The 14,012-nt window shown below is 41.9% G+C and carries 14 protein-coding genes and 1 pseudogene; 6 read left to right on the top strand and 9 right to left on the bottom strand.

Annotated elements, in window-relative coordinates:
* Positions 1-60: 60 nt before the first annotated feature.
* Positions 61-420: a 50S ribosomal protein L20 gene (gene rplT, locus F897_RS05620; RefSeq protein ID WP_004647525.1), complete on the bottom strand. Its 360-nt coding sequence runs from the start codon at positions 418-420 to the stop codon at positions 61-63.
* Positions 421-431: 11 nt separating this feature from the next.
* Positions 432-626 carry a 50S ribosomal protein L35 gene (gene rpmI / locus F897_RS05615; protein ID WP_004278281.1) on the bottom strand — a complete coding sequence of 65 codons (195 nt, stop codon included), beginning with the start codon at positions 624-626 and terminating at the stop codon, positions 432-434.
* Between the two features lie 230 nt (positions 627-856).
* Between rpmI and F897_RS05610 the strand changes: the two genes are divergently transcribed.
* Positions 857-2,110 carry an MFS transporter gene (locus F897_RS05610; RefSeq protein WP_005233927.1) on the top strand — a complete coding sequence of 418 codons (1,254 nt, stop codon included), beginning with the start codon at positions 857-859 and terminating at the stop codon, positions 2,108-2,110.
* A gap of 91 nt (positions 2,111-2,201) precedes the next feature.
* On the opposite strand, the gene F897_RS05605 is transcribed toward F897_RS05610, so the two are convergent.
* The 3 genes from F897_RS05605 to F897_RS05595 all read right to left on the bottom strand — a co-directional run bounded on the left by F897_RS05605 (position 2,202) and on the right by F897_RS05595 (position 3,615).
* Complete coding sequence (locus F897_RS05605; protein WP_005233925.1) at positions 2,202-2,624, bottom strand: YqaA family protein; 423 nt, start codon at positions 2,622-2,624, stop codon at positions 2,202-2,204.
* A gap of 7 nt (positions 2,625-2,631) precedes the next feature.
* Entirely contained in the window at positions 2,632-2,922 is a 291-nt protein-coding gene (locus F897_RS05600; RefSeq protein ID WP_034580699.1) for a hypothetical protein, read from the bottom strand.
* 72 nt (positions 2,923-2,994) lie between these two features.
* Entirely contained in the window at positions 2,995-3,615 is a 621-nt protein-coding gene (locus F897_RS05595) for a glutathione S-transferase N-terminal domain-containing protein (RefSeq protein WP_004783581.1), read from the bottom strand.
* 310 nt (positions 3,616-3,925) lie between these two features.
* On the opposite strand from F897_RS05595, the gene F897_RS05590 reads away from it, so the two are divergent.
* The 4 genes from F897_RS05590 (at position 3,926) to F897_RS05580 (ending at position 6,769) form a co-directional block, all read left to right on the top strand.
* Complete coding sequence (locus F897_RS05590) at positions 3,926-4,390, top strand: Hsp20 family protein (RefSeq protein ID WP_005233921.1); 465 nt, start codon at positions 3,926-3,928, stop codon at positions 4,388-4,390.
* Positions 4,391-4,494: 104 nt separating this feature from the next.
* Complete coding sequence (locus F897_RS05585) at positions 4,495-5,523, top strand: IS701 family transposase (RefSeq protein WP_077067961.1); 1,029 nt, start codon at positions 4,495-4,497, stop codon at positions 5,521-5,523.
* A gap of 72 nt (positions 5,524-5,595) precedes the next feature.
* Positions 5,596-6,147: a hypothetical protein gene (locus tag F897_RS16970; protein ID WP_005233918.1), complete on the top strand. Its 552-nt coding sequence runs from the start codon at positions 5,596-5,598 to the stop codon at positions 6,145-6,147.
* Positions 6,148-6,409: 262 nt separating this feature from the next.
* The gene (locus F897_RS05580) at positions 6,410-6,769 is read left to right on the top strand and encodes an SPFH domain-containing protein (protein WP_373687226.1); all 360 of its coding nucleotides are present in this window, start codon (positions 6,410-6,412) and stop codon (positions 6,767-6,769) included.
* Between the two features lie 61 nt (positions 6,770-6,830).
* On the opposite strand, the gene infC is transcribed toward F897_RS05580, so the two are convergent.
* The 4 genes and pseudogenes from infC to F897_RS05560 all read right to left on the bottom strand — a co-directional run bounded on the left by infC (position 6,831) and on the right by F897_RS05560 (position 11,999).
* Positions 6,831-7,379: a translation initiation factor IF-3 gene (infC, locus tag F897_RS05575; RefSeq protein ID WP_081402664.1), complete on the bottom strand. Its 549-nt coding sequence runs from the start codon at positions 7,377-7,379 to the stop codon at positions 6,831-6,833.
* 5 nt (positions 7,380-7,384) lie between these two features.
* Positions 7,385-9,307 carry a threonine--tRNA ligase gene (gene thrS / locus F897_RS05570; RefSeq protein WP_004783592.1) on the bottom strand — a complete coding sequence of 641 codons (1,923 nt, stop codon included), beginning with the start codon at positions 9,305-9,307 and terminating at the stop codon, positions 7,385-7,387.
* Between the two features lie 257 nt (positions 9,308-9,564).
* On the bottom strand, positions 9,565-10,704 hold the full coding sequence (locus tag F897_RS05565) for an alanine racemase (protein ID WP_005233912.1): 1,140 nt from the start codon (positions 10,702-10,704) through the stop codon (positions 9,565-9,567).
* Between the two features lie 12 nt (positions 10,705-10,716).
* A pseudogene (locus F897_RS05560) lies at positions 10,717-11,999 on the bottom strand (D-arabinono-1,4-lactone oxidase).
* A gap of 241 nt (positions 12,000-12,240) precedes the next feature.
* Here F897_RS05560 and F897_RS05555 point away from each other — a divergent pair.
* Entirely contained in the window at positions 12,241-13,884 is a 1,644-nt protein-coding gene (locus tag F897_RS05555; RefSeq protein ID WP_005233901.1) for an acyl-CoA synthetase, read from the top strand.
* The last annotated feature ends 128 nt before the right edge of the window (positions 13,885-14,012 follow it).

Raw genomic sequence — 14,012 nt, 5'->3', positions numbered from 1 at the left:
ATTTCATTTAAGCATAAAAAAAGACCGCTAAAAGCGGTCTTTTTTCTAAGTCATAAAGACTTATGCAGCCAACGCATCTTTAGCTTTAGAAGCTAGAGCTGCAAACGCAACTGCGTCATGCATAGCGATGTCAGCAAGTACGCGACGGTCGATGATAACCTGAGCTTTTTTCAAGCCAGCGATCATACGGCTGTACGATAAACCGTTTTGACGTGCACCAGCGTTGATACGCGCAATCCATAGAGCACGGAATTGACGTTTCTTCTGACGACGGTCACGGTAAGCGTATTGACCAGCTTTGATTACCGCTTGGAACGCTACGCGGTAAACGCGTGAACGAGCACCATAGTAACCTTTAGCGCGAGCAAGAATTTTTTTGTGACGGCGATGAGCCTGTACACCACGTTTTACACGAGCCATTTATAATCTCCTTAGATGTACGGGCACATACGACGAACTGAAGCAACGTCACTTACGTGAACCATTACACAGCCGCGCAATTGACGAATACGCTTAGCAGATTTTTTGGTCAAAATGTGGCGTTTGAACGCTTGTTTACGCTTAAAACCGTTAGCAGTCGCTTTGAAGCGTTTAGCTGCACCACGGCGAGTTTTCATCTTAGGCATAACAACCTCTTTTGAACACCTGTTCGGCACGTCTGCACCATTGCAAGAACGCCCTGCAGGTAAGGGAGCCGATATTCTAATGCATCTTTGCTTAAAACAAAAGCACTAGTCTTTTTTTCTTGATGAATCTGCAAACTTAACATTTTTTACGATAAGAATTGGATGATGAATTTATATACTGCTTGCGATATCACTTTATAATTTGTCAATTTTTTCAGTTGCAGCTCTTTATGCACATTCAGCCCGATGCGTTTGCCGCACTCCGTTATCGAGACTTTTCTATTGTCACCTTAAATCAGTTTTGCCTGACTTTAGCCATTCTGATTCAGGAAATTATTGTTGCCTATTCTCTATATCAGATTACCAAAGACCCGCTAACCTTAGGACTGATTGGTCTGGCAGAAGCCATTCCTTTTATTTCCCTCTCCTTATGGGGCGGATATATCGCGGATCGCTTTAATAAACAGACTATTATGAAAATCTGTTTATTTTTCGCCATTCCGATGCCGCTTATTCTCTGGTCACTGTTTCATTATCACGGCTTGGGAAACCTCAGCGCCAGTCAATTGTCTTGGGGAATTTATGCCGTCATTTTCTGTCTGGGTACCATTCGTGGCTTTTATAATCCTTCAGCAACTTCACTGAAACCCTTTCTGATTCCACGTGCACTTTATGCCAATGGAGCGACCTGGACCACTATTGGCTGGCAAAGTGGGGTAATTATCGGGCCGATGCTCGGTGGTTTTATGCTGGCGTTTTTAGGTCGGGAAACCAGTCTTCTAACTGTCGCAGTACTGGTCAGCATCTGTTTTGTTCTGATTAACTTATTGCAAAAGCGCGATTTTCCTAAAATTGAAACTGAAAATGTCCTGCATAGTCTGGGTGATGGTTTCCGTTTTATCTGGAACAGCAAAATTGTACTATGGTCGATTTCCCTAGATCTGGTTTCGGTACTGTTTGGTGGGGTGATTGCCCTCTTACCGATTTTTGCAGAGGATATTTTAAAGGTTGGTCCTGAAGGTTTGGGGTATTTACGGGCTGCCCCTTCAATTGGCGCACTGATAACCATGATTGCCCTGACCCGTTTTCCGCCTACGCAACATGCCTGGCGTAATATGCTGCTTGCAGTCGCAGGATTCGGAGTCTTTACCCTGCTATTCGCCTTTTCTAACTCGATGTGGCTATCTCTGTTTGCTCTTGCCATGACTGGCGCCTGTGACAGTATTTCTGTAGTGATTCGCCAGACGATTTTACAGATTTACCCACCCGATAATATGCGTGGCCGGGTTGCTGCAGTAAACGGCATGTTTGTCTCATCCAGTAATGAACTGGGTGCTTTTGAGTCCGGTCTGGCTGCGAAATATATGGGCACAATTATGGCTACAGTGTTTGGTGGCAGCATGACCCTACTGGTGGTGGCCATCAGCTGGGCAAGAACCAAGGATCTGTTTGGAATTGATATTACCAAAGGGACTGAAAAATAATTTTTAGTTCTGATGTGCGTAGGATTTTCAATCAGGAAAATATTGTGCACTAATGATGAATACAAATAAAAAGAGGCTTTACGCCTCTTTTTTAAAACATCGCATACGCCCAATAGACAAATAAATAACGTCCTATTTTGGCGACACTGACTATCAAGATAAAACGGGCAAAATTTTCCTTGAGCAAGCCAGCAATTAACGTAATTGGATCGCCAATAATCGGCACCCAGCTCAGCAATAATGACCAATAGCCGTATTTCTGATAGGTACTTTGGGCTTTAAGCATCTGCTGCTCAGAGACTGGAAACCATTTTTTATGTTTATATTGCTCAATCTTAAACCCCAGATACCAGTTCACACAGGAACCCAAGATATTTCCAGCACTTGCGATCATGATAAGTAAAGCCGCCGAATAGCTCCCTTGCCATAATAAACCCAGCAAAACCGCTTCCGACTGCAGCGGTAATAAAGTGGCTGCACCAAAAGCGGCAAGAAAGAGCAGAAACAGGGACATCCCGAGACTAACGGCTTAAACCCAGTTTTTTCTTGGCTTTAAGATATTCCCAATTCGCCCAGAATATAGCCATAACCATGACCAAAATACGTGACCATTGATATTTCTGGGTGATCGGCTCAAGAGCTGCATTTAAAATCTGGCGATCTTTGGTATTCAAGGCGCTGATCACCTGATCCACATGCACAATTTCAGCAATGAACAGCAGCAGACAAGCCGCAATACCGAAAATAATACTCCAGTAAATTCGAGGATTCGTTTCCACGATTTTAGTAAAGTTCAGGAAAAAATCTTTCATACACTCACCCAATAAAAAACCACCCAAAGGTGGTTTAATCTACTTTTATCTAGTTTAGCACAAAGGCCAGACTTATCTGACCTGTATTGCTAACGCTCTTTGCACCGCTGGACGCGCAGTCAGGCGTGTCACATATTCCTGTACTTCCGGATAATCTGCCAGATCAATCTGCTGCCATTCATGACGTAACACCCATGGCAAAATAGCCATATCCGCAATCGAATACTCACCGGCTACATACTTCTGACCAATCAGCTGTTTGTTCAGAACCCCGTATAGACGCTTGGTTTCATTGACATAACGATCAGTGGCATACGGGATACGCTCAGGAGCGAAACGGCTAAAATGATGATTCTGTCCCAGCATCGGACCCAAGCCACCCATTTGCCACATTAGCCATTGCTCAACTTCAACACGTTGCTGCTCATCATCCGGATAAAACAGGCCGGTTTTACGACCCAAATATTGCAGAATCGCGCCAGATTCAAAAACTGAAATCGGTTCGCCACGCGGGCCATCCTGATCCACGATCGCAGGAATTTTATTGTTCGGAGAGATACGTAAAAAATCAGGTTGAAACTGGTCATTTTCCAGAATATTGATTGGGAAAATTTTATATTCCAAGCCCATTTCTTCTAATGCGATGGTAATTTTATGTCCATTGGGCGTTCCCCAATAATATAGATCAATCATGTGATTACCTGTTACCTTTTCGTTTTTACATGACATTATTGAAACTTGATCTAGTTATAGCATGATTTAAAGCCCCACTTCCGCATATTTTGTTATAGATTCGGCAGTAAAATCGCTAAATTCAAAGCATTATTTTTAGCTCAAGATGGGTTCAAATATTTTTAAATCTTGAGTCTTGAAAAGCTTCGCCTCAATCCTATATTAGAAATAGAGCAATGATCTATTCAGGAGATTGTTTCTAATCACTGAGTTCATATTTAAGAATTGCATGTTGTTTATAAAACTTTTCTGAGATCAGGAGGTAAGATCAATGAGCAATTTCAGTCTTAGCCCACTATTCCGTCGTAGTATCGGTTTTGACCGCTTTAATGACCTTTTTGATTATGCAATGCAAAGTGAGGCACCAAACTATCCGCATTACAACATTGAAAAAACCGGCGACAACAATTACCGCATTGTAGTTTCTGCTGCCGGATTCAATGAAGACCAGCTAGAGATCAATCTGGAAAATCAGGTTCTGACCATTAGCGGTAAAGCGATGGAAGAAAATTCAGATACGGCTGTGGAATTCCTACATAAAGGTATCGCCCACCGTTCATTCAAGCTGTCTTTACGTCTGGATGAACATGTAGAGGTACAACACGCTGAATTTGAAAATGGTTTATTGAAAATCGAATTGCAGCGCAATGTGCCGGAAGAAAAATTGCCTCGTCAGATTCCGATTGGCAAAAAACTGTTAGCTGAAAAAAATAAATCTAACGAGCAGCAAAGCTGATCAACAATCAAAAGAAAGGCCCGAACGGGTCTTTCTTTTTTAGGACAGTAGGACTTACGCATTGAGGGATTTAAAAAAGTCTCAAACTACTTTATAACGTATCTGTGATCAGACGAACTAAACATGCTTCTACAGCAACTTGTACATTACCCATTTATATGGGCTTTCTCATGACAGAACCAAACTCTATTAGCTGCACACAACTTGCCGAGACTTATAATATCTCGCATGACAGTGTAAATCGCTTTTTGGAGCGTGAAGACTACACAGCTCGCGATCTATATCAAGAAGCAATTCAACACATTGATAATAATAAACTTATAGTCAGTATTGATGATACTGTTTTAGATAAGCCATATAGTCAACATATGGACTTAGTTAGCTATTTTTGGTCAGGTAAACACCACCGATCCGTCAAGGGTATTAATCTCATTACCTTGTATGCGACAGATCAACATGGCAAAAATATTCCAATTAATTTTCGAATTTATGATAAGTCAGAAAGTAAAACCAAGAATGATTACTTTATGGAGATGTTAAGTGAAGTACTCGATTGGGGTGCAAAGATTCAATTCATTACAGGTGATAGTTGGTATTCATCGACTGAAAATCTAAAAACCATAAGAAAACATGGTATTCGATTTATGTTTGGTGTCGACAGTAACCGTAAGGTTTCCCCTGAAAAAGGACAATGGTTTCAACTCCGTTTATTGCCGAATTTTCATCAGGGTCAAGTGGTCTGGCTCAAAGATGTTGGCTTTGTACAATTATTTAAGACTCAGTTAAAAGAACAGCAGAGATTTTATATTGTGCATCAAGATGAAGATGATTTATTGTCCTTTGATGGTTTTTATGAATTACATTCAAGTCATTGGAAAATAGAACAATATCATCGAGTAATTAAACAGGTTTGTCATATTGAAAAGTTTCAAGTAAGACGATCCAAGCTGATTTTGAATCATATTTTCTCAGCCTTGATGGCCTATGTTGAGATACAAAAGAACCAGTTTGAGCGGATCTTTGAAAATGTATATCGTTGGCAGAAGAAATTATTTAGACCAATTATCAAGAACTTTATTGATGAATTTATTCTCGATAAGAATCATCTGCTGCCACAGAAAATCTATAAATAATAGTGCGTAAGTCCTAGACAGAATCCTTAAGCTTGAAAGTGTTCAATTTTCATCCATCATAAAAATAACAATATGAACACATCAGACATCATTCTGTTTCATCAAAGTGACCAGACGATGAAACATATGGGACTTCTCCTTCTTTGCTATCCCATTGGGATTTTGATGACTTTGTACCTTCATACTTCAGATCCTCCTTCCAGTTTTGTTCGAGGATTGATATTTTTATGGCAGGAGTCTCCAAGCTTTTATGGCTATATGCTAGGTTTCCTGATGCTATCGCTCTTGGTATATAGCATTAAACTAAAAATCACCTCGCGGACAATTTATTACACTTTGGCAGGATACCAGATCAGTCTGTGTTTATATCGTGAAACCGTCCATTACAGCTTTATCAATCCCCAATATGATTCAATTAAGGCACGTACCAAACGCTGGCTAACCAGACTTCCCGCTCATCAAATTAATCAGCGAGATGGCACGCTCGATTTTATTCTTTGTCAGTCCAGTTGGCGCGACCGGCTCTATTTAAGATTATTCCGGATTCATTTATCGATGTTTTCTCGTCAGCAAGCTAAGGAAATTATTCAAGCCATGTACAGTGCTTGGAATTTAAGATCATAAAGGCTGATTCAAAAACACTTTTAATTATATGGGTTAAGCTGAAAGAAATTTATCTCATCAGATTTCAAAGGATAAAAGCAGTTATTAAAAAAATGGTGTTCTGGTTAGGACTTTCCCCTATCACTACATATATTTGATTTACATAAAATTTCGGCTATGCTTTTTCTGAAACAGAATAAAACATTCAATAAATACCATAGATAAGAAAATCTGCCGTAGGTGCACTATGAATTATGTCCGTCGCAACGCCCTGAGTCCTTTCATGCTATTGAGCTTGCTGTTCTTTTTATTGATTGTCATTTTACTGCTATTGTTTGGCTGGCCACATTATAAAGTTTGGAAACAAGGCATGGATGGTCAGGCAGCATTGGCTGAAGCAGAACAATCCAAAATGATTCAAGTGCAAGTTGCAAAAGCGGAACTGGAAAGTGCCAAACTGCGTGCAGAAGCCATTAAACTCGTTGGGCAGGCAGCTAAAGATTATCCTGAATATCGCAAGCAGGAATTTATTGGTGCATTTGGTGAAGCCCTACGAGAAGGTCGTATTCAACAAATAATTTATGTACCCACTGAGGCCAATATTCCGATTGTAGAAGCAGGAAAATCCTACCCTGCTCAATAAAAGATTAAGTTACCTCATAAAAAAGCCCTGCAAATACAGGGCTTTTTTCATCAAGAGATGCTTACTTTTTCTTTTTAGGACCAAGCAGCATACCCATTTGACGACCTTCCATTTTTGGTGCTTGTTCAACTACACCATATTCAACTACGTCTGCTTCAACTTTTTGCAGTTGAGCCAGACCCAGTTGCTGGTGAGCCATTTCACGACCACGGAAACGCAGGGTAATTTTTACCTTGTTTCCTTCTTCAAGGAATTTGATGATTGCACGTAGTTTTACGTTGTAATCACCTACATCTGTCGCAGGACGTAGCTTGATTTCTTTCACCTGGACTTGATGCTGTTTTTTCTTCGCTTCTTTCTGCTTTTGTTTCAGATCAAACAAATGCTTGTTGAAGTCCATGATTTTGCAGACAGGTGGCTCAGCATTGGCTACGATCTCAACAAGATCAAGATCGGCAGCTTCAGCTGCGCGCAATGCTTCTGCAAGGTTAACAATACCTTTTTGCTCACCATTTTCGTCTACAAGACGGACTTCTTTTGCACGAATTTCATCATTCAAGGCAGGACGGTTTGATTTTCCGCCCTGTTGATTACGGTCAGGCTGTTTAATCGCTGTTACTCCACAATGTACCGGCCGCGTTCGGCTACGGCTGCTTTTACTAAGTCAACGAAAGCGTCGATTGACATAGTACCCAAATTTTTTCCTGAGCGGGTACGGACATTCACCGTACCTTCCTCTACCTCACGGTCCCCAAGTACCAATAAGTAAGGAATACGCTCTAAAGTACGTTCACGAATCTTAAAGCCGATTTTCTCATTTCTCAAGTCAGAAATTGCACGAATTCCGTTTTCTTTAAGTTTCGCGACGACTGACTCACAAGCCTCGGCTTGAGCATCAGTAATATTCATTACACACGCTTGCACTGGTGATAACCAAGGTGGCATAAAGCCCGCGTAGTGCTCAATCAGTATACCAATAAAACGTTCGAAACTGCCAAGAATTGCACGATGCAACATTACAGGCTGATCACGATCGTTATCTTCAGTGACATAAGAGGCATCCAGACGTTCTGGAAGGTTGAAGTCACATTGAATGGTACCGCACTGCCAGATTCGGCCTAAGCAGTCTTTCAATGAGAATTCGATCTTCGGACCGTAGAATGCACCTTCACCTGGTTGTAAATCCCAATCCAGGCCAGCAGCATCTAAAGCATCTGCCAAAGATTTTTCTGCCATATCCCAAAGTGCATCATCACCCACACGTTTTTCAGGACGTGTCGACAACTTCATTTGTACTTCTTCAAAGCCAAAATCTTTGTATACGTCTAGTGTCAATTTGATAAAGTCTGCAACTTCAGTACCGATTTGTTCTTTGGTACAGAAAATATGCGCATCATCTTGGGTAAAGCCACGTACACGCATAATGCCGTGTAAAGAACCTGACGGCTCGTTACGGTGACATGAACCAAACTCCGCTAAACGGATTGGAAGATCACGATATGATTTTAAGCCCTGGTTGAACACTTGCACATGACAAGGACAGTTCATCGGTTTCACGGCATAGTTACGGTTCTCTGAATGAGTCGTAAACATGTTTTCAGCATAGTTCGCTGCGTGACCTGATTTTTCCCAAAGCGTGAAATCAACTACTTGTGGTGTACGGATTTCAAGGTAACCATTTTCTTGCTGAACTTTACGCATGTATTGTTCAAGCACTTGATAAATGGTCCAGCCGTTCGGATGCCAGAACACCATACCTGGTGCTTCTTCCTGCATATGGAACAAGTCTAAGGCTTTACCAATTTTACGGTGATCGCGTTTTTCAGCTTCTTCAATACGTTTGATATAAGCTGCGAGCTGTTTCTTGTCAGCCCAAGCTGTACCATAGATCCGTTGCAGCTGTTCGTTTTTCGCATCACCGCGCCAATAAGCACCGGAGATTTTAGTCAGCTTGAATGATTTTAAGAATTTGGTATTTGGTACGTGCGGACCACGGCACATATCCAGATAGTCCTGATGGTAGTACAGGCCCATTTGAGTTTCTTCAGGCATGTCTGCGATCAGGCGCAATTTGTATTCTTCACCACGGGCTGTGAATTCTGCAATCACTTCATCACGTGGGGTCATTTTTTTCACGACATCATAGTCTTGATCAATGAGCTTTTTCATACGCTCTTCAATCGCAGCCATGTCATCTAAAGTAAATGGACGTGGCATCCAGATGTCATAGTAGAAACCTTCTTCAATGACTGGACCAATGACCATCTTTGCTTCTGGGAACAATTGCTTAACGGCATGACCCACCAAGTGTGCGCAAGAGTGACGAATAATTTCGACACCTTCTTCATCTTTAGGCGTGATGATTTGTAAGGTTGCGTCTTCAGTAATCAGATCGCACGCGTCCACTAGACGATCGTTTACACGACCTGCAACAGTATTTTTTGCTAGACCAGGACCGATGCTTTGAGCAACTTCCATCACAGATACGGCGTGATCAAACTGTTTTTGATCGCCATTTGGCAAAGTGATAATTGGCATATGAAATCCTTAAGGAGTGATGCCCCGTACCATGGAGCATGTCACCGCGAGATTATGATCGAGGGAGAACCTCAAAAGATAAAAACGGTGGATAAATAAAAAATCACCTAGAATTTTACACGGCTTGGGCCAATGATTAAACCTTTTCCCTAATAAAAATAGGATTTATCACCAAAAAGTTCTTTTGAGCTGCAATGAGTTAAGATGATTATTCGCTCAAGAATTATTTATTCTCTCAAGGTTTGCCACGCTTCAAATTACCCTTCAGCATAGACATACAATTGAGAAAACTGAGGAATGATGGCTTCACTTTGGGTCGGCCTTAAAAACACGTAATCATCGACTTTCAGTTCACAAGATTTCGGTACCAGAACCATTTCCTGATTGCTACTACGTCCATATAAAACATGCGGCTGGCTTTTTTCTGGAAAATAATAGTCCGCCTGCCAGTAACCACCATAAACGAATAGCGCTTTATAATGATGCGGTAGATGATTAAATACTTCCAGACCAGGAATCTGGCTATAAGGCAGCACTTTTAAAATCGGAGTGGCGATCCACAAAGCACATTTTAAAGCAGAGAGATTGGCCAGATCAAAATCACTGGGTTTAAGTAGCATGGAACCAAAAGCTAGATCATTACAGACACTCTGCTGGCAATGCTGCATAAAGGTCGGACTGCCGCCACCATTAAAACATAGATTTTCATGCCATAAATCAGGAAATTGCTGTTGCAGCGTCAGCTTGAATTGCTGATAAATCTGGTGTGATTGCTGATAACTTTTTTCAGGTCTTTTGAGAATTTTTGGCAGTTTGGCTACATGCGCATCATAGCCCATTAATCCGGAAAACTTTAGATACAGTAGATGCTGCCGAATTAAATTAAGCATGGTTACGAACTGCTCCTGACTGCTTACTCCTCCGCGATGTAGGCCCACATCAATTTCAATATTTATATTCAAGCAGAGATTCAGGTTTTGGGCGAGTTGCAGATACTGCTCCAAGCGTGCTTGACTATCGATCAGCCATTGAATATTTACTTGAGGATTTAAGCCCTTTTGACTAAACAGGCTTTGATAAAAGCGCTGCGCTGCATGAATCGGCATTGGTTTACCGAGCAGAATGTCCGCTTGCTGAAATGCTCCGATAATTTCCCGAAGATGTGGCAGATGAACTACCATAAAACATTGGGTATTCAGCTTTTCACTAGCGAATTGAAGCAACTTGGTACTGGCTAGAGATTTCACCGCCAGACGAGGCTTTAACTGCGGAGGTAATTTTGCCTGCACAACATCCAGATTATGTTGATACTGAGCCAAATCCAGAATCAGTTGTGGTGCACCCGTACCCTGCTGTTTTAGGTCTTGAGTCAGTTGCTGAAAATAAGTTGATCGCACCTTCTACTCCTGTTACTTAACCAAAAACAGTTGTTTTAAGTAGGGATTCAGCCATTTTTTTTGCGGATCCAGCTGCTGACGTAGCGCCATAAATTCACCCCATCTTGGATATAAGTCGCGCAGTGATGCGGCATGCATGCTATGCAATTTTCCCCAATGTGGTCGCCCCTGATATTTCTGAAAAATCGGTTCCACTAGATTAAAAATGACGTGATAATCCTGCTTATAAAATTGATGGATAGAAATTGAAACTGAATCCCGCTGATAAAATGGACTGAGCCAGATTCATCCGCTTTGACATAACGAAACTCGATCGGAAAGAACATCGGCACACGATGCTGCCTTAGACAATGCAGCACTTCTTCCAGACACTGCAAGCCTAGTTCGACAGGAATCTGGTATTCCATTTCATTAAATCGGGTATTGCGCGGTGTAGGGAAAATCTGACTGGACCAATCCACAAAACAGGTCGGTTTGACAAAAACACCGAGCAGCTTTTGCAGATAAGGATTGGTAGACGGCAATAACCGTGTCAATTCAGAACATAACATCAGTAAACTGTCTTCTGATGGCCAGCTTTCTTTTCTCGACTGGAGAATTTCATCCGTTTCATCTAGTGTTTTCAGCATGACCTGATCAGCATGTAAAAATGCCCAAAACTCAATATGCCGATGCTGATGTTTCCATTGATCGATATTGGAAAATATGTCTTTTAACGAACATAACCAGATCTGTTCTTTTAATTTATAACGCGGCCGATTTTGCAGGTTAATTTTAGTGAGTATTCCGAGACTGCCCAGTGCCACCCGCCCCGCCTAAAAAATTTCCGTATTTTGCTGCTTATTACATTGCAATAATTCGCCATCTGCAGTCAGTAACTGAAAGCCTTGAACGAAAGCAGATAGACACGGTAAATCAATTCCCGTGCCATGCGTACCGGTCGAGATGGCACCCGCCAGACTTTGCTGATCGATATCACCTTGGTTGATCAAAGCCTGATTCAGAGGGGCTAGATATTCACCCAGCTCATATAAACGCGTACCTGCCTGTACAGTACATTGAGCTGTCGCTTCATTTGCATCTATCACGCCTTTGAAATGATCCAGACGAATCAATACCTCATCAGTTTTGGCTAGCGCACTGAATGAATGTCCTGCACCCGCCACACGAATCTGTGCATGTGACTTTACCAGAGTTTGTAATTCATTGATTTTTTTAGGCTCGAAAGTTTGAGGAGAACTGTACTGGCTTCCCGACCAGTTACTCCATGTTGCATCCGCCTGTTGTATTTTCATTATTATTCCTTGGCTGAGGCTATTTTTAACACCCATTTAGAGTAAAATACCTAAAAAGGCAAATATGGGAACCCATAGGTTCAAAAAAATCAGTGCTTAAAAATAATTTTATTAATATTCAATTATTTAATTTTTTAAAATTATGCATTCTCACTCGACTAAAGCATAACTGCAAGACTTCCAAGAATTGCATATCTTTTTTAACAGGATATGAAAAATAAATATAGAACGGAGTTTTACAATGGTTAAGGCATACGATGAATTACCGCGCACCCCTGCCAATTTTGTAGCGCTGTCACCTTTGCGCTATCTCGATCGCGCGGCTTATATCTACCCGAATCAAAACGCGATCATTCATGGTAAGCGTCGTATTACCTGGCGTGAAAAATACAATCGTTGCCGTCAGTTTGCCCACCAACTCCAAAATTTAGGCATCGGTAAAAATGATACCGTTTCAGTTTTATTGCCAAACGTACCTGCAATGATTGAAGCACACTTTGCTGTGCCAATGGCGGGTGCGGTCCTGAATACTTTAAATACCCGTCTGGATGCCAAAACGTTGGCGTTCATGCTGGAACATGCTGAGACTAAAGTACTGCTGGTCGATCCAGAATTTTCTGCAGTTGCAACAGAAGCTTTGGCATTAATTCCACAGCAAGACATTTATGTGATTGATGTGGCTGATGAAGAATTCGAGGGGGAAGACACCCGTATCGGCCAAATTGAATATGAAGACTGGTTGGCTCAAGGCGATACCAATTTTGAATGGCATTTACCGGATGATGAATGGAATGCGATTAGCCTGAACTACACTTCTGGAACCACAGGCAACCCGAAAGGCGTGGTTTACCATCACCGTGGCGCTTATATTAACGCAGCCAGTAATATCATTGCTTGTGGCATGATGCCGCGTGCCACTTACTTATGGACCTTACCGCTGTTCCACTGTAATGGCTGGTGTTTTGCCTGGACCATGGCAGCCAATGGTGGTACGAACGTCTGCTTACGCAAGGTTGATCCGGAACTGATCTTTAAACTCATTGCTGAACATAAAGTGGATTATTTCTGCGGTGCACCAATTGTACTGTCTATGCTGATCAATACTCCTGAAGAGAAAAAGACCAAGTTTGATCATCGTGTCGAAGTGATGGTAGCCGGTGCTGCGCCTCCTGCTGCAATCATTGAGGGCATGCGCAATATCGGTATCAATGTGACTCACGTCTATGGTCTAACTGAGACCTACGGCCCTTCTGCGCTCTGTGCGTCTCAGGCAGGCTGGTCAGACCTGTCGATTCAGGAACAAGCACAACTGCATTCTCGTCAAGGTGTACCATATCCACTGCAAGACGGCATGAAAGTGCTTGATCCTGACACTATGCAGGAAGTGCCACATGATGGTCAGACCATGGGGGAAATCATGTTCCGTGGCAACATCGTCATGAAAGGTTATTTAAAGAACCCGGAAGCAACTGCAGAAGCCTTTGCTGGTGGCTGGTTCCATACTGGCGATCTGGCAGTATGCCAACCTGATGGTTATGCAAAAATTACCGACCGCTCTAAGGACGTGATTATTTCAGGTGGTGAAAACATTTCATCGCTGGAAGTGGAAGAAGTGCTCTATCAGCATCCTGCTATTCTCACGGCAGCCGTGGTGGCAAAACCAGATCCACGCTGGCAGGAAGTACCATGTGCCTTTGTCGAACTGAAAGCAGGACAAACTGCTACAGCAGAAGAGATTATCGAATTCTGCAAGCAACATCTGGCGCGTTTTAAAGTACCTAAAGATGTGGTGATTACCGAGATTCCAAAAACTTCAACCGGGAAATTGCAGAAATTTATCCTGCGTGACTGGGCTAAAGAACGCTCTCAAGGTGAATTTTCTTAATTTATTAAGACCCTAGCATCCAGCCCTACTCCTGAAATTTCTTTTTTAATATTGAGAAAGAAAAATTTGGTGAGTGGGGCTTTTTTTATATTCAGAATAAAGACAATTAGTGTATTTAAGTGCTGATT

Origin of the sequence: Acinetobacter variabilis, from assembly GCF_000369625.1 — a bacterium.
Classification (GTDB): domain Bacteria; phylum Pseudomonadota; class Gammaproteobacteria; order Pseudomonadales; family Moraxellaceae; genus Acinetobacter; species Acinetobacter variabilis.
The sequence above is the reverse complement of the archived record's forward strand: the minus strand, read 5'-3'. Positions and strand labels throughout refer to the sequence as shown.